The sequence below is a fragment of the Polynucleobacter sp. MWH-UH24A genome (assembly GCF_018687475.1).
In the GTDB taxonomy this organism is placed as follows: domain Bacteria; phylum Pseudomonadota; class Gammaproteobacteria; order Burkholderiales; family Burkholderiaceae; genus Polynucleobacter.
In genome coordinates this window covers 900,186-916,373 of record NZ_CP061292.1, presented here as the reverse complement: position 1 = coordinate 916,373, position 16,188 = coordinate 900,186, and the positions used below count along the sequence as shown (strand labels likewise).

12 protein-coding genes and 3 tRNA genes are annotated in these 16,188 nt (G+C 49.4%); 3 read left to right on the top strand and 12 right to left on the bottom strand.

Features of this window, described 5'->3' with window-relative positions; translation table 11 throughout:
* Nucleotides 1-137: 137 nt before the first annotated feature.
* The 6 genes from ICV32_RS04835 to gltX form a co-directional block, all read right to left on the bottom strand.
* Nucleotides 138-317, bottom strand: a complete 180-nt coding sequence (locus ICV32_RS04835) for a hypothetical protein (protein WP_215372355.1) — start codon at nt 315-317, stop codon at nt 138-140.
* 51 nt (nt 318-368) lie between these two features.
* Complete coding sequence (locus ICV32_RS04830) at nt 369-962, bottom strand: hypothetical protein (protein WP_215372354.1); 594 nt, start codon at nt 960-962, stop codon at nt 369-371.
* Nucleotides 963-1,076: 114 nt separating this feature from the next.
* Nucleotides 1,077-1,153 (bottom strand) — tRNA-Asp (locus tag ICV32_RS04825).
* Nucleotides 1,154-1,184: 31 nt separating this feature from the next.
* A tRNA-Glu gene (locus tag ICV32_RS04820) sits at nt 1,185-1,260 on the bottom strand.
* A gap of 19 nt (nt 1,261-1,279) precedes the next feature.
* Nucleotides 1,280-1,355 (bottom strand) — tRNA-Ala (locus ICV32_RS04815).
* A 34-nt stretch (nt 1,356-1,389) separates the two neighbouring features.
* Complete coding sequence (gene gltX, locus ICV32_RS04810) at nt 1,390-2,793, bottom strand: glutamate--tRNA ligase (protein ID WP_215372564.1); 1,404 nt, start codon at nt 2,791-2,793, stop codon at nt 1,390-1,392.
* Between the two features lie 38 nt (nt 2,794-2,831).
* Here gltX and ICV32_RS04805 point away from each other — a divergent pair, with 38 nt between their 5' ends.
* Entirely contained in the window at nt 2,832-3,806 is a 975-nt protein-coding gene (locus ICV32_RS04805) for an Hsp33 family molecular chaperone HslO (RefSeq protein WP_215372352.1), read from the top strand.
* Here ICV32_RS04805 and ftsB read toward each other — a convergent pair whose 3' ends face one another.
* From ftsB to ICV32_RS04785, 4 genes are read right to left on the bottom strand one after another with little or no spacing between them, the layout of a single operon-like run.
* Nucleotides 3,807-4,133: a cell division protein FtsB gene (gene ftsB / locus ICV32_RS04800; protein ID WP_215372350.1), complete on the bottom strand. Its 327-nt coding sequence runs from the start codon at nt 4,131-4,133 to the stop codon at nt 3,807-3,809.
* Between the two features lie 13 nt (nt 4,134-4,146).
* Nucleotides 4,147-5,439: a phosphopyruvate hydratase gene (eno, locus tag ICV32_RS04795; protein WP_215372348.1), complete on the bottom strand. Its 1,293-nt coding sequence runs from the start codon at nt 5,437-5,439 to the stop codon at nt 4,147-4,149.
* A 44-nt stretch (nt 5,440-5,483) separates the two neighbouring features.
* Nucleotides 5,484-6,353, bottom strand: a complete 870-nt coding sequence (gene kdsA, locus ICV32_RS04790) for a 3-deoxy-8-phosphooctulonate synthase (RefSeq protein WP_215372347.1) — start codon at nt 6,351-6,353, stop codon at nt 5,484-5,486.
* A 10-nt stretch (nt 6,354-6,363) separates the two neighbouring features.
* Complete coding sequence (locus ICV32_RS04785; protein WP_215372345.1) at nt 6,364-8,025, bottom strand: CTP synthase; 1,662 nt, start codon at nt 8,023-8,025, stop codon at nt 6,364-6,366.
* Nucleotides 8,026-8,119: 94 nt separating this feature from the next.
* Between ICV32_RS04785 and ICV32_RS04780 the strand changes: the two genes are divergently transcribed.
* On the top strand, nt 8,120-8,308 hold the full coding sequence (locus ICV32_RS04780) for a superinfection immunity protein (RefSeq protein WP_215372344.1): 189 nt from the start codon (nt 8,120-8,122) through the stop codon (nt 8,306-8,308).
* Between the two features lie 96 nt (nt 8,309-8,404).
* Nucleotides 8,405-10,990, top strand: coding sequence for a bifunctional aconitate hydratase 2/2-methylisocitrate dehydratase (acnB, locus tag ICV32_RS04775; RefSeq protein WP_215372343.1), 2,586 nt, complete (start codon nt 8,405-8,407; stop codon nt 10,988-10,990).
* Nucleotides 10,991-11,392: 402 nt separating this feature from the next.
* Here acnB and ICV32_RS04770 read toward each other — a convergent pair whose 3' ends face one another.
* Both ICV32_RS04770 and purL read right to left on the bottom strand, forming a co-directional pair.
* Nucleotides 11,393-12,169 (bottom strand): spermidine synthase, encoded by a 777-nt coding sequence (locus ICV32_RS04770; protein WP_251371941.1) that lies wholly within the window; start codon nt 12,167-12,169, stop codon nt 11,393-11,395.
* Nucleotides 12,170-16,156 carry a phosphoribosylformylglycinamidine synthase gene (gene purL, locus ICV32_RS04765; protein WP_215372342.1) on the bottom strand — a complete coding sequence of 1,329 codons (3,987 nt, stop codon included), beginning with the start codon at nt 16,154-16,156 and terminating at the stop codon, nt 12,170-12,172.
* Nucleotides 16,157-16,188: the final 32 nt, after the last annotated feature.

The window sequence follows — 16,188 nt, the reverse complement described above, 5'->3', positions numbered from 1 at the left end:
GATTGAAATTAGTCTATTACAAAAATAGCCTAAATTTAAGCAAAAATGGGGTTTATCAGATCAATTAGTTTGGATATGAATAGGCTTTATATCCAAATTGCATAGATGAGTCTAAATGACTGCGGGGTAATACTAACTTACGACTTGGATTCGTCTTGCTTCGTTTTGCTCAAAATTGACTGCAATAAAGGGGCTGGTTTTGCGTTTGGCCTACCCTTTGCCTGTTTATCTAACAAGTCAGCTTTGCTTGCGTTTTTCATCCGCAAAGCAATTTGCAAACCTTGGCGTTTTGCTAAATCGGTTTTCTTCAGCGTCATGATAAAAAACCCGCCTAGCTCACACCAGACGGGTCTTTAATACGATACAAATTATTTCTTAGGAGCAGTTACTTCAATCGCAATGATCTCAGTAACCGTTGCTTCCACTTGGGTGCCAACTTTTACGCCTTTGAGTACTTTCGGATCCTTCACTTTGAGATCCAATGTACGGGTTGCACCACGCAGAGTAATCGTGCCTTTCTTCTCATCCACAGCGGTCACGTCAGCAACCACGGTAACTTGACGCTCAATCGCGGCAGCGGGTTTATCACCCAACTTTGCACGCGCTGCTTTTTCAGTTTCAATACGCTCACGGATTTCAACTTTGCTTGGCTTTTTAATATCTGCTACCAAGATCTCAACATGCGTGAGGGTCACGATATCACCGACTTTAATTTGATTAAAGTTTTTGACCTCATCGCCTAAGACGGTTTTGAACTCATTGCCATTGGGGCCAACAATAACGACTTGACGGGTTTTTGGATCAACGGATTTGAATTTACCTTGGAACTGAACACCTTCAGCTACTTTTAAGACGCCTGGAGCAGTTTCAACAGCAACCACAGCTTGTGGTTTATTTTGGGCGATGGCAACCGATGTGCCCATCATTAGTACTGCTGCGCTTACAAGTGCAATTTTCTTCATGAAATTCCTCTATGGTTAATGAACAAAAATACCTCAAACGAGAATATTGCTGTAATGATAGTGGGTTTCATGACCATTTAATGAAAAAACCACCCGAAGGTGGCTTTTAGAAATTGGCGGAGCGGACGGGACTCGAACCCGCGACCCTCGGCGTGACAGGCCGATATTCTAACCAACTGAACTACCGCTCCAGATACTGCATCATGCGCGTCACTGCATGACTGGCGTCCCCAGGGGGATTCGAACCCCCGTACTCACCGTGAAAGGGTGATGTCCTAGGCCTCTAGACGATGGGGACCTTGGACTACTTGTTTTGTTGGTGGAGATAAGCGGGATCGAACCGCTGACCTCTTGCATGCCATGCAAGCGCTCTCCCAGCTGAGCTATACCCCCTTATATTGATGCACTTTCAAAACAATCCAAGATTTTAGCCTATTTTTGTCAGACGCTCGATGACTTCGTCTTTGCCCATCACTGCAATCACTGCATCGAGTGCTGGTGTTTGGGTGGTGGCAAATAATGCATACCGGATTGGCATTGCCAAGGCTGGCATCTTGAGTTGAAACTGGGCTAGCGTGGCTTTTAATTGACTAGCAACCTCTTCTTTGCTTTTGGGATTTGATGCTATTAGTCGCTCTCTAAAATCTGCGATAGCTGGAATCACGGCGGTCGGGATATTTTGTGCAATTTGCTCGCTATTTAGATTGGGTCGACCCTGATAAAAAAGCTTAGCTCCCTCCACTATCTCTAATAGGGTATTTGCTCGATCCTTAAGTAAGTGAACTACGGACTCAAAATCAGGACCCTGCGAGAGATCAATCCCCTGCTGATGAATAAACGGCATACATAACTGCACAAGGCGCTTTGCATCACCTTGCTGGATATAGTGATGATTGAGCCAGAGTAATTTTTCAGGGTTATGTTGTGCGGGTGAGCGCCCCAAGTGCTCCAGATCAAACCATTTCACAAACTGCTCTTGGGTAAAAATTTCAGCGTCGCCATGTGACCAACCCAATCGAGCAAGGTAATTTAGAACGGCCTCAGGCAAATAGCCCATTTTTTGATAGTCGCGCACACTCAGAGCACCATTACGCTTGCTCATCTTCTCGCCACTTTCATCCAAGACTGTTGGTAAGTGCGCGTAGACCGGTGGCGTCCCACCGAGGGCTTTCATGATGTTGATTTGCCGAGGGGTGTTGTTCACGTGATCATCACCCCGAATCACATGGGTAATCTGCATGTCGAGATCATCAACCACCACACAAAAGTTATAGGTGGGGGTGCCATCAGGACGAGCGATGATGAGATCATCGAGCTCATCGTTACTGATTTCAATTAATCCTTTGACCGCATCCTTCCAAATGACGGAGCCGCCAATCGGGTTTTTAAAACGAATCACTGGTAAACCATCTTTTGGGGGCTCTGGCAATGTCTTGCCTGGCTCAGGACGCCAGAAGCCGTTATAGCGTGGCTTCTCTTTATTAGCCATTTGCTGATCACGTAAACGATTGAGTTCGTCTTCGCTCATATAACAGTAATATGCCGAGCCATCAGCAAGCATCTGCTTGAGAACTTCACGATAGCGATCCATGCGTTGCATTTGATAGATTGGCCCTTCATCCGGATCCAAGCCAAGCCAATGCATTCCTTCTAAAATGACCTCAACGGCCTCGAGTGAGGAGCGCTCTTGATCGGTATCTTCAATCCGCAAGATAAAGTCCCCACCTTTACTTCTGGCAAAGGCCCATGGATATAACGCACTTCGCAGGTTACCTAAATGAATAAAGCCGGTTGGGCTTGGGGCAAAACGGGTTCGAATACGCATGGGCAGTATTATCTCAGGTCAGAACTGCTCGGGATATTTTTAGGATGAATCAGCTTTTGGTCTTTGTATGCGATGGAGCCCCCGTTCGGGGTGAATTTGTTTCGATTGGAAGTGCCTGGCAGAACATAGTGGCCTTACGCAAGGATCCACCGGCAGTGCAAAAGGTAATGGGTGAGTTTGTTGCAGCCGCCACCCTCCTGACTGCTAGCATTAAGCTTGATGGCACCCTCATGATTCAGGCACAGAGTAAGGGGCCGATTCAACTTTTGGTGGTTGAATGCACCTCTCAACTTGAAATTCGGGCAAGCGTTTCTCTCAATCCTGATTTTGGTGAAATTCCTGACAATGCCACGCTTGCCGAGTTACTCGATGCGGAGGGCTCTGGGCGTTTAGCCATCACCCTCGATCCGATCGATCGCAAACCTTCCCAAACGCCGTATCAAGGTATTGTGGCATTAAAACGGCCATCCTCCACCCACCCCGGTCTTGATGAACCGATTGAAACGGTGAGTGAGGCCATCATGCAATACATGCAACACTCGGAACAAATTGATACGCGCATCTGGCTTACCTCCAGCTCACAATCCTTAGGCGGATTTTTATTACAACGCATGCCCGATGCCGGTGGCGCCTCGCAATACGATCCCAAGATGATGGCCGAGGGCTGGGAACGAATTCAGATGCTTGGAAGCACCATTACCAATGAAGAACTCCTCGAGGTTTCACCAGAGACCTTATTGCGTCGCTTGTTTTTAGAAGAATCCGAACGGTTTGGTGTGCGCAGCTTTCCAATACGCCTCATTCGCTTTGCCTGCCGCTGCTCGCGTGAGCGGGTTGCGGATGTGATTCGGATGCTTGGTCAAGAAGAGGTCGATAGCATTTTGGCCGAACTCGGTGCCGTTGAGACCCGCTGCGACTTCTGTGGCATGCAATACCGTTTTGATGCGGTTGACTGCAAACAAGCATTGACTAGTGCAACGCTTAGCGATGCCGTACGACCGGCTTCCAAGGGGCATTAATTATTGCTTTGGAGCAGTTGGTGCCGGGGCAAGATTGGGGTTCTGAGGAACGCCGTCCTTAGGAACAATCTGCACAAAATACTCACCTTCTTTAATCATCCCGTGCTCGGATCGAGCCCGCTCTTCAATGGCGCGCGTGCCCTCTTTTAAATCCTTCACGTCACCGGCGAGTTTATTGTTCCGAATTTCTAAGGCTTTATTTTTTTGGATCTGGGCTTCAAGCTGACGCTCTAACTCGTAGGCCTTTAACCATCCACCCTGACCAAACCACAGCGGGTACTGAATCACGATCAGCAATCCCAGCATCGAGTAGATAATCAGGCGCATCGCGCAAGCCGGTTTACTTTAGATTGTGCAAGTTGTAGAACGCTGCTTTACCAGGATAGCTCGCTACATCACCCAAATCCTCCTCGATGCGCAAGAGCTGATTGTATTTAGCAATTCGGTCAGAGCGCGAGAGTGAACCGGTTTTGATTTGGCCGGCATTGGTGCCCACTGCAATATCGGCAATCGTGCTGTCTTCGGTTTCACCAGAGCGATGGGAGATGACGGCGGTGTAATTGGCGCGTTTAGCCATCTCAATCGCTGCAAAGGTCTCGGTGAGCGTACCGATTTGATTAATTTTGATCAGAATCGAGTTAGCAATGCCTTTGTCAATGCCCTCTTTGAGGATGCGAGTGTTGGTGACAAAGAGATCGTCGCCAACGAGTTGAATTGTTTGACCCAATTTTTGGGTGAGGGTTGCCCAACCATCCCAATCACTCTCATGCATTCCATCTTCAATCGACACAATCGGAAACTGATTAGCCAGATTGCCAAGGTAATCGGCAAACTCGGTAGAACTGAGTTGCAAGCCTTCACCCGATAAATGGTATTTACCATCGTTATAGAACTCGCTTGCCGCGCAATCTAAGGCCAGCAACACATTGTCACCGGGGTGATAGCCCGCTTTCTCAATCGCACACAGAATGGTTTCTAAGCACTCTTGGTTACTCTTGAAGTTGGGGGCAAAGCCGCCTTCATCACCCACCGAGGTTGGCATATTTTTATCGTGCAATATTTTCTTGAGCGCATGAAAGACCTCGGCACCACAGCGCAGTGCTTCCCGAAAGCTGTCCACACCCACTGGCATGATCATGAACTCCTGAATATCTAAGCTATTGTTCGCATGAGCGCCACCATTGACGATGTTCATCATCGGCACTGGCAATTGCATAGCACCTGAGCCGCCAAAATAGCGATAGAGGGGTAAGCCTGCCTCTTCTGCTGCAGCACGAGCCACGGCCATTGATACCGCCAACGTCGCATTGGCTCCAAGTCCCGCTTTATTGTGGGTACCGTCAAGGTCGTTTAGGGTGCGATCCAAAAAGGCCTGCTCACTGGCATCCAAACCCAATACGGTTTCTGCGATTTTGGTATTGATGTTCTCAACCGCTTTTAGTACGCCTTTGCCAAGATAACGAGAGGCATCACCGTCGCGTAACTCAATCGCCTCACGAGAACCGGTCGATGCACCCGATGGAACGGCAGCTCGTGCCATCACACCGGACTCAAGTAGAACATCGCACTCAACGGTGGGATTGCCACGCGAGTCCAAGATCTCTCGACCAATAATGTCAACAATTGCGCTCATGATTTCTCCTAGGTATCTGTTCGGTGATGAAGATCAACGATTTGTTAAGAACGATCAACAAATCGGTCTTCTAAAAACATATTGGCTTGCTTCACAACACGATCCAATTGTTGGAGTGTTGCTAATAAATCTTTTAAGTGATTAAGCGGTACTGCATTCGGACCATCCGATAGTGCCTTAGCAGGATCCGGGTGGGTCTCCATAAAGAGACCGCTGATACCAACTGCTACCGCTGCACGCGCAAGAACCGGGACAAACTCGCGTTGGCCACCACTACTGCTACCTTGACCACCAGGCAATTGCACCGAGTGCGTTGCATCAAATACAACGGGGGCCTTAGTCGAGCGCATGATGGCAAGGCTGCGCATATCCGATACTAAATTGTTGTAACCAAAACTGGCGCCGCGTTCACACACCATAAACTGATCGGGTAGGTTTTTCTCACGCGCTGCCGCACGGGCTTTATCGACCACATTACCCATCTCATGAGGGGATAAAAATTGCCCCTTCTTAATATTGACTGGTTTACCACTTTGAGCAACGGCGGCAATGAAGTCCGTCTGGCGACACAGAAACGCTGGGGTTTGCAACACATCAACCACGGACGCCACTGCGCTCACATCACTGATCTCATGCACATCGGTGAGAACAGGAACGTTTATTTGCTTCTTGACCTTCTCTAAGATCGCCAAGCCCTTTTCCATTCCAAGTCCCCGAAACGAACTTCCTGAAGAACGGTTGGCTTTATCAAAAGACGATTTATAAATAAAGGGGATATGCAGTTCCTTGCAAATCGCTTTAATTTGTCCTGCGGTATCGATCGAAAACTGTTCCGACTCTATGACGCAGGGACCTGCGATCAAGAAGAATGGTTTGTTTAAACCAATCTCGAAGCCACACAAATGATTAAACATAAGAATCCAATTACGCAGCAACTGCTGTTTTAGCAGTCTGACGCGCGAGCGCTGCGCGGATGTAGGCTAAGAACAAGGGATGCCCTGCTCTTGGCGTTGAGGTGAACTCCGGGTGAAACTGCACTCCAAAGAACCATGGGTGCATTGATTTGGGTAACTCCATCATCTCTGGCAAATCTTCATTCGGAGTCCGTGCAGAAATGACCATACCGGCTTTCTCAAGCTTTGGTGCGTAGATGTTGTTCACCTCGTAACGATGGCGGTGACGCTCATTCACTTCAGATCCATAGATGCTGTGCGCGAGTGTGTGGAGTTTCACTGGGCATTTTTGTGAACCCAAGCGCATCGTGCCACCCATGTCAGAGTCAGCTGCTCGTTTTTCAATCCTGCCCTCGCGATCAAGCCACTCGGTAATGAGAGCCACAACGGGATTGGGCGTATCGGGGTCAAACTCAGTGCTATTGGCTGCGTCAATCTTCGCAACATGCCGTGCGAACTCAATCACAGCAAGCTGCATGCCTAAGCAGATCCCCAAATACGGTACGCTGTTTTCACGCGCATACTGAATGGCTTTGATCTTTCCTTCGGTGCCGCGTTTACCAAATCCACCGGGTACCAAAATGGCATCGAGATCGTAGAGGCACTCTAAATTACCTTGCTCCAAGCGCTCGGAATCAATGTATCGAATATTAATTTTGGTATGGTTATGAATTCCAGCGTGGCGCAGGGCTTCAATCAATGATTTATAGGATTCGGTGAGGTCCACATACTTACCCACCATACCAATCGTGACCTCATACTGAGGATGCTCAAGCTCGTACACCAACGAGTTCCACATCGCTAGATCAGCAGGCTTTGCATGAATATTAAGTTCCTGACAGATGAGCTCATCCATGCCTTGCTCGTGCAACATCTTCGGAATCTTATAAATCGTATCGACATCCCACACCGAGATGACTGCTTCTTCGCGGACATTGGAGAACAAAGAAATCTTAGCGCGCTCATCATCCGGAATCTCACGATCGGCGCGGCACAATAAGACCGTTGGCAAAATACCAATCTCGCGAAGCTTTTGCACCGAGTGCTGCGTTGGTTTGGTCTTCAACTCCCCCGCACTCTGAATCCAAGGTACAAGGGTCAGATGCACAAATGCACAATCGCCTTTGGGAAGTCTCAAGCTCATTTGACGTGCCGCTTCTAAGAACGGCAAGGACTCAATGTCACCGACGGTACCGCCAATCTCGCAAATCGCAATATCGGCCTGGCCATCATGACTCGCTTTGGCACCCTTTTCCACAAAGGCCTGTATCTCATTGGTTATGTGTGGAATCACTTGAACGGTCTTGCCAAGATACTCACCGCGGCGTTCTTTGCGGATTACCGACTCATAAATTTGGCCCGTGGTGAAGTTATTGCTCTTGCGCATCTTCGCGCTCACAAAGCGCTCGTAATGCCCCAAATCGAGATCGGTCTCAGCCCCGTCTTCGGTTACAAAGACCTCACCATGCTGGAACGGACTCATGGTTCCAGGATCAACGTTGATGTAAGGGTCTAATTTTAGGAGGGTGACTTTCAGGCCGCGTGATTCAAGAATCGCGGCAAGCGAGGCGGCTGCAATTCCTTTTCCCAGAGAAGAAACTACACCACCAGTGACAAAAACGTATTTGGTCATCGCTTAACGTCTATTGGTAATACGCAATTATAACGATAGCTTGGGCGGATTGAAAAAAAAGGAGGATTCGGACTTGCCCTAAGTAAAATTAGGAATGCGTTTATTCTTCGCCATTCTCATTACCCTTCTCTCCCTCTTTTACTTCTTACCGGCAGCCATTGCGTTTTACCGTAAGCGCGCTAATACGGGGGCTATTTTTGCCTTGAACCTCTTTTTGGGGTGGTCCTTAATTGGCTGGGTGATTGCCCTGGTTTGGGCCTTAAAGGACGAACAAATCCTCTAAGGATCAAGCGGATTAGGGGTATTTTCTCTAGATCCCCTGTCAGTAAAGTTTTACAATATAGCCTGTTCTTTTGGCCCACTTCTGATCAGGAATCTTATGTTAGACGCATACCAATCCCACGTAGCTGAACGTGCCGCGCAAGGCATCCCCGCCCTCCCATTAACCAAGGATCAAACCGCTGAGTTAGTCAAAATGCTTCAGAACCCTCCTCAAGGTTTAGAGGCCCAACTCCTTGATTTAATTAGCTATCGCGTACCCGCTGGAGTGGATGAGGCGGCCAAGGTTAAGGCCGAGTTTTTGGATGCGGTTGCCAAAGGGAAGCTGCAATCTCCTGTCATTTCACGGATTAAGGCGACTGAACTCTTGGGCACCATGCTTGGGGGTTACAACATCAAACCATTAGTTGAATTACTAGAGGATAAGGAGTGTGGCGCTGCCGCGACCGAAGCCCTCAAGAAAACCTTACTCATGTTTGATTACTTTAATGATGTCAATGAGTTAGCCGAAAAAGGTAATGCCAATGCTAAGGCTGTGATTCAGAGTTGGGCTAATGCCGAGTGGTTTACCAGCCGGCCTGCAGTACCAAAATCCATGACCCTCACGGTCTTTAAGGTCACCGGTGAAACCAATACTGATGATCTCTCCCCAGCCCCCGATGCGTGGAGCCGTCCCGATATTCCGTTGCATGCGACGGTGATGCTCAAAAATCAACGCCCCGGCATCGAACCCGATGAGGCTGGAGTGCGTGGCCCCATGAAACAAATTGAGGCGCTTAAGCAAAAAGGCCATCAAATTGCCTATGTGGGCGATGTCGTTGGCACTGGGTCGTCTCGTAAATCAGCCACCAACTCCGTTCTCTGGTGGACCGGTCAAGACATTCCATTTGTACCCAATAAGCGCTATGGTGGTGTTTGCTTGGGCAGCAAAATTGCACCGATCTTTTTTAACACCATGGAAGATGCGGGCGCCCTCCCCATTGAGCTTGATGTCAACCAAATGAATATGGGTGATGTGATTGAACTGCGCCCCTATGAAGGCAAGGTTTACAAAGATGGCAAGGTGATTGCGGGGTTCACATTGAAGTCGCCAGTGATCCTCGATGAGGTTCGCGCCGGCGGTCGGATTCCACTCATTATTGGTCGTGGTTTAACGGCTAAGGCACGCGCCTCACTTGGCTTACCCGCATCGACAGAGTTCCAAGTACCAATTAGCCCACCTGATAATAAGAAGGGCTTTAGCTTGGCCCAAAAGATGGTGGGTCGTGCATGTGGCCTACCCGAAGGCCAAGGCGTTCGTCCAGGAACCTATTGCGAGCCTCACATGACCACCGTGGGTTCGCAAGACACCACGGGTCCAATGACCCGCGATGAACTAAAAGACCTTGCTTGCTTGGGATTCTCCGCAGACTTAGTGATGCAATCGTTTTGCCACACCTCGGCCTATCCAAAGCCGGTGGACATTCGTACCCATCATGAACTGCCATCGTTTATGACCAATCGCGGTGGCGTATCACTGCGCCCAGGTGATGGTGTGATTCATAGTTGGTTAAATCGCTTGTTGTTGCCCGATACGTGTGGCACCGGTGGCGACAGCCACACTCGCTTCCCCATTGGCATCTCTTTCCCTGCTGGGTCGGGTCTGGTCGCATTCGCGGCTGCAACCGGTGTCATGCCACTTGATATGCCCGAGTCCGTACTGGTTCGCTTTAAGGGCCAAATGCAACCTGGTATTACCTTGCGGGACTTGGTCAATGCAATTCCTCTTTTTGCGATTAAGCGTGGTCTCCTCACCGTTGAGAAAAAGGGTAAGAAGAATGTGTTCTCCGGTCGTATTCTCGAGATTGAAGGCTTACCTGATCTGAAGGTCGAGCAGGCTTTTGAACTATCGGATGCGTCAGCCGAGCGTTCTGCCGGTGGTTGCACCGTGCATCTCAATAAAGAGCCCATTATCGAATACATGCGCTCCAACATTACGCTTATGAAGTGGATGATTGCGAATGGCTACGAAGATAAGCGCACCCTCGCACGCCGTATCAAAGCGATGGAGAACTGGATCGCAAACCCACAATTACTCAAGGCCGATGCGAATGCCGATTATGCTGAGGTCATTGAGATCGATCTAAACGAGATCAAAGAACCAATCTTAGCCTGCCCCAATGATCCAGATGATGTGAAGTACCTCTCTGAGGTTCAGGGTGACAAAATCGATGAAGTGTTTATTGGTTCGTGCATGACCAATATTGGACACTTCCGTGCAGCTGGCAAAATCCTTGAAGGCAAAACCGATATCCCAACGCGCCTCTGGGTAGCACCGCCCACCAAGATGGATGCCATGATCCTCACCGAGGAAGGCTACTATGGCATTTTGGGTCGCACTGGTGCGCGCATGGAGTCCCCCGGTTGCTCATTGTGCATGGGTAATCAAGCCCAAATCCGCAAAGGCGCTACCGCGGTTTCCACTTCAACACGTAACTTCCCTAATCGTTTAGGAATTGATACGCGGGTGTATTTAGCTTCGGCTGAACTCGCTGCGGTCGCCGCCCTACTCGGTCGGATACCCACCATGGCCGAGTACTTGGAACAGTTCCAAGCGGTCAATGCCAAAGCCAATGATGTGTATCGCTACATGAACTTTGACAAGATCAAAGACTTTAGTGAGGTTGCGGATACCGTAAGCGTTTAAGCGTCACTTAAAGTAAAGAAGCCCAGGGTTTAGGCCTTGGGCTTTTTTATTTCAGTTCTTACTCTTCGGTGATTCAAATATCAATGCAAGACAACCGGCTTCGCTTGCTTTTTGCGTTTGTGAAGTAGCCAAGCGCTATGGATTCTAGTGACGACCATGATAGGCCAGAGTAAGGCGCAAAGTAATACCCAAAACGTACGACTTTCAAATGGATTTTCGTCGCAACTCTTTGCCTTGTGAGGACCCTCACTGAATAAGTGACGTTGTGCATAAGTGACAAACCCAAAACACGCACCAAAGAGGATGAAAAGGCTAATGAAAGTCGTATCGGTCATCACTGATACCCCACAGAAGTAGTGTGAGGTAAATATTACACACAACCATCTAAAAGAAAAGGGGTATTTAAATAACCAGTCGTTCGTCTTGGTGGGCGTTCACTGCGCGCAAACCACTTGCCCAGGACTTAGTTGGCAATCCCGTCGTTTGTTCAATGATTATGGCGCGCTGCACAACACGCTCCCAATCGGTGGTGATCATGGGTCCTTTGAAAGCGATCGCGACAGCATTGCAATCGTGCGATTCTGGGAAGATGAGTACCCTACCCTTAAAGGCTTTACATATATTGTTGAGATTAATGTCAAAGCTTTTATGTTGTGAGAACAAATTAACGGTCATTACCCCAACTGCTTTTAGAGTGCGGTAACACGCTTGATAAAACGCAAGCGAACTTAAGACCGGACCTTTGGCATCGGCATCATACAAATCCACTTGTAAGACATCGAACTGCTGCTGATGCCGTTTGTTATTCACAAATGCTAGGGCATCATCTTGCAGAATGCGTAGCTTGGCATGATCATTGGGTAACTCAAACATGGTTCTTGCTGCCAGAATGACTGCTGGGTTAAGCTCCACAACCGTATTCGCAACATCAGGACAATGTTCTAGTGTGAACTTCGCGAGTGAGCCAGTACCCAAGCCCAATTGTGCAACCTGCATCTTGGGTTTGCTCTGTAGAAAGAGGAGCCAGGCCATCATTTGTTGTGAGTACTCAAGATAGATCTCGTTCGGATCGCGAATACGCATCGCACCTTGAATCCAAGGTGTACCTAAATGCAGATAGCGAATACCACCAGACTCGGAGAACGTAACCGGGGGAAACGATGTTTTGTTGCTTGCCACCTAGTTCACCCAAACACGGGCATTACGGAACATGCGCAGCCACGGGCTTGCACCATCCGCGTGCTGATGCCATTCTTTGGGATACCAACTCATTTGCACATTTCTGAACACGCGCTCGGGGTGCGGCATCATCACTGTGAAACGGCCATCCGGAGTTGTTACGCCAGTAAGTCCTTGAGGGGAACCATTAGGGTTATATGGATAGCGCTGCGTTGGCTTGCCATAGTGATCAATAAAGCGTATGGCTGCTAAGTGATTGGATTCAATCTGTTGATCATTGCCTTGGTGTTTAAAGTTCGCATAGCCTTCACCATGTGCTACTGCGATGGGTAAATGACTTCCTGCCATGCCTTTGAAGAACAGCGATGGAGAATCCAACACTTCCACCATCACCAAACGCGCTTCGTATTGCTCTGACTGATTACGAGTGAACTTCGGCCAGGCATCTGCCCCTGGAATGAGTTTCGATAAATTACTCATCATCTGGCAACCATTGCAAACGCCTAATGCAAAACTGTCCGAGCGATTAAAAAACGCTCTGAACTGATCGCTGAGCATTGGGTTAAAGAGAATGGTCTTAGCCCATCCTTCACCGGCTCCGAGTACATCGCCGTAACTGAATCCACCACAGGCAACTAGGCCTTGGAACTCGTTAAGGTGTGTGCGGCCCGCAAGCAAATCGCTCATGTGGACATCGTGCGTAGCAAAACCAGCAAGATCCATTGCATAGGCCATCTCCAGATGCGAGTTCACACCCTGCTCTCGTAATATGGCGATCTTTGGGCGAATTGTTTTTTGGAGGTAAGGTGTACTGATGTTCTCGTTGGGATCAAACGTGAGCTTCGGGCTCATGCCCGGGTCCTTGGCGTCATCCAAGGCGTTGAACTCACTATCAACGCACTCGGGGTTATCGCGTAGACGTGCAATTTGATAGCTGGTGTTTTGCCAAAGCTTTTGCAAGGTCATGCGGCTCTCTGAGTAAACGCATTTTGCATCGCGCCAGATCTCTAAGGTGTCATTCGAGTTGGGTTTACCGATCACATGACTAAAGGCACTAATGCACTGTTCTCGCAAGATAGCAAAGACAGAATCGCGCTGCGAACGCTCAATCTGAATCACCACCCCAAGCTCTTCATTAAAGAGCGCCCGAATGGTTTGTTCATGGCGGCGACCGCTGACTTGGCTCGCCCAATTCTTCGCATCGCCGTAATCCTGTTCGGTGCGCGCATCAATACAGAGTAAATCAACGTTGATGGAAATACCGCAATGACTGGCAAAGGCCATCTCCGCGATACAGGCGAGTAGGCCTCCGTCGGATCGGTCGTGATAGGCCAAGACCACTTGCTTGGCACGCAGTTGTGTAATCGCGTTGGCAAAACCTTTGAGGACCTCAGGTCTGTCAACGGATGGTGCTTCGCTATCGGTTTGATCAAATACTTGGGTGACGATACTGCCTGCCATGCGATTTTGGTTACATCCCAGATCAATCAGAATGAGTTCGGTATCCACGATCTCGGTGTTGAGTTGTGGTGTCAGTGTTTTGCGAACATCATGTACTGGGGCGAAGGCCGAGATAATGAGCGACACGGGTGCAATCACTTGCTTGGTTTGATTCTGATCCTGCCAGGTCGTGGCCATTGATAAAGAATCCTTCCCGACTGGGATCGAGATCCCCAGTGCAGGACAGAGCTCCATGCCGACTGCTTCTACTGAGGCGAAGAGTTTGGCATCCTCGCCTGCTTGACCACAAGCAGCCATCCAGTTCGCTGAGAGCTTGATGTCTTCAATTCGTTGGACATCGGCTGCCAGAATATTCGTGATGGCTTCACCCACCGCCATCTTGGCCGCCGCGGGCGCATTAAAGAGAGCGACGGGAGTGCGCTCACCCATACTCATGGCCTCACCGCGATAGCCGTGGTAGTCCATGGTGGTTACTGCGCAATCAGCCACCGGTACTTGCCATGGTCCAACAAAGGGATCGCGGGAGTTCAAACCACCCACGGTGCGATCCCCAATCGTGATCAAGAACGATTTACTGGCTACGGTTGGTTGTTGCAATACAGCTTCAATCGCCACTTTGAGATCAATGTCGTTGCAATTGATTGGAACAAATTGCTCGTGCGTACTTTGTACATCACGGTGCATTTTGGGAGGCTTGCCTAAGAGTACCTCCATCGGCATATCAATTGGATAGCGTTGATCTGGATTAGTACTTTGCTGCTGATCGTGCAATTGCAGTTGCCGATCTTGGGTGGTATGCCCAACGACCGCATAGGGACAGCGTTCCCGCTCACAGATGGAGGCAAAGCGTTCGAGATCCTTGGCGTGGATCGCAATCACATACCGCTCTTGCGACTCATTGCACCAGATCTCGGCAGGACTCATGCCGCTCTCTTCTAACGGAATCTTGCGAAGCTCAAATTGCGCACCGAGCTTGGCGCTATCGGCGAGCTCAGGAAATGCATTTGATAAGCCACCTGCACCCACATCATGGATTGACACAATCGGATTGTTCTCTCCTAGGGAGCGGCATTGATTAATCACCTCTTGCGCACGACGCTCAATTTCTGGGTTACCGCGTTGAACGGAGTCAAAGTCAAGGTCGGCGGTGTTGGTACCTGTTGCCATCGAGCTTGCTGTGCCACCGCCCATACCAATGCGCATCCCAGGACCACCCAACTGAATGAGCAGATCGCCATCCAGAATCGTTTTCTTATGGGTGTGGATATCTTCAATCGCACCAATGCCACCGGCGATCATGATGGGCTTGTGGTATCCGCGGCGCTTGCCTGCAATGGTTTGTTCAAAGACCCTGAAATACCCACCCAAATTAGGGCGACCAAACTCGTTATTGAAAGCAGCGCCACCCAGTGGGCCATCGATCATGATTTGTAAGGGGGTCGCGATACGCTCTGGTTTGCCATAGGGCTTTTGCTCCCAGGATAAGTTCGTGCCAGGGATATGCAAGTTCGATACTGAAAATCCAGTGAGTCCTGCTTTGGGTTTACCACCAATACCGGTTGCGCCCTCATCACGGATCTCGCCACCCGATCCAGTCGCCGCCCCCTGAAAAGGAGCAATCGCAGTGGGATGATTGTGGGTCTCAACCTTCATTAAGGTATGCACGAGAGTTCGCTTAGTTCGATATTGCCCGGCGGGGCCTGTGGAACTCCATACATCGGCTTCACAGCCTTCCATAATCGCTGAGTTATCCGAGTAAGCAACAACGGTTCCCTTTGGCTGCAAACGGTGCGTGTTCCGAATCATGGCAAAGAGCGAGTGCTCTTGGTTCTGGCCATCAATTGTCCAACTCGCATTAAAGATTTTGTGGCGACAGTGTTCGCTGTTCGCTTGCGCAAACATAATTAACTCAACATCACTGGGATTGCGACCTAAGCGCTTAAAGTTCTCTTCAAGATACGTGATCTCATCGGCCGAGAGCGCTAACCCTAAGGCTTGGTTTGCATCATCAAGCGCCTTTTGACCCATACCGATCACATCAATGCGAGTAAATGGGCGGTCTGGCAGCGTTTGATACAGAGCATTCGCTTCTTCGTACGAGGTAATGATGATTTCAGTCATGCGATCAAACAGACTTGCTTGCAGAATGCGTTCTTGCTCTCGGCTGAGCGTTCGTTTTGCACTCCATTGATAGCAAATACCGCGCTCGATCCGCAACACATCCAATCCGCATTGATGAGCGATATCCGTCGCCTTACTTGCCCAAGGTGAAACCGTCCCAAAGCGTGGAATCACGATGGCACGATTGGGTGTGGCGATTGCTTGATATGGCTCACCGTATTGCAGTAAGGCCTCAAGCGTTACGAGCTCCTGACTGCTTAGTTCGTTAACAGACCAGATAAAGTGCAGGTACTGAGCATGAATCGACTGAAGTTCAATCCCCTCCTGATGGAGGTGACTCAGAAGCCGTTGTTGACGGAATACAGAGAGGGCATCAGCCCCGGGCAGACAACGGAAAAAGGACATCTCGCAATTATAAGATCCTAGCGATCCTCAAG

What these genes read in the sequence shown, in the direction of transcription:
- ICV32_RS04835 (WP_215372355.1), bottom strand. Translation starts at nt 317, where the DNA reads ATGACGCTGAAGAAAACCGATTTAGCAAAACGCCAAGGTTTGCAAATT.
- ICV32_RS04830 (WP_215372354.1), bottom strand. Translation starts at nt 962, where the DNA reads ATGAAGAAAATTGCACTTGTAAGCGCAGCAGTACTAATGATGGGCACA.
- ICV32_RS04805 (WP_215372352.1), top strand. Translation starts at nt 2,832, where the DNA reads ATGAATCAGCTTTTGGTCTTTGTATGCGATGGAGCCCCCGTTCGGGGT.
- ftsB (WP_215372350.1), bottom strand. Translation starts at nt 4,133, where the DNA reads ATGCGCCTGATTATCTACTCGATGCTGGGATTGCTGATCGTGATTCAG.
- eno (WP_215372348.1), bottom strand. Translation starts at nt 5,439, where the DNA reads ATGAGCGCAATTGTTGACATTATTGGTCGAGAGATCTTGGACTCGCGT.
- kdsA (WP_215372347.1), bottom strand. Translation starts at nt 6,353, where the DNA reads ATGTTTAATCATTTGTGTGGCTTCGAGATTGGTTTAAACAAACCATTC.
- ICV32_RS04785 (WP_215372345.1), bottom strand. Translation starts at nt 8,025, where the DNA reads ATGACCAAATACGTTTTTGTCACTGGTGGTGTAGTTTCTTCTCTGGGA.
- ICV32_RS04780 (WP_215372344.1), top strand. Translation starts at nt 8,120, where the DNA reads ATGCGTTTATTCTTCGCCATTCTCATTACCCTTCTCTCCCTCTTTTAC.
- acnB (WP_215372343.1), top strand. Translation starts at nt 8,405, where the DNA reads ATGTTAGACGCATACCAATCCCACGTAGCTGAACGTGCCGCGCAAGGC.
- purL (WP_215372342.1), bottom strand. Translation starts at nt 16,156, where the DNA reads ATGTCCTTTTTCCGTTGTCTGCCCGGGGCTGATGCCCTCTCTGTATTC.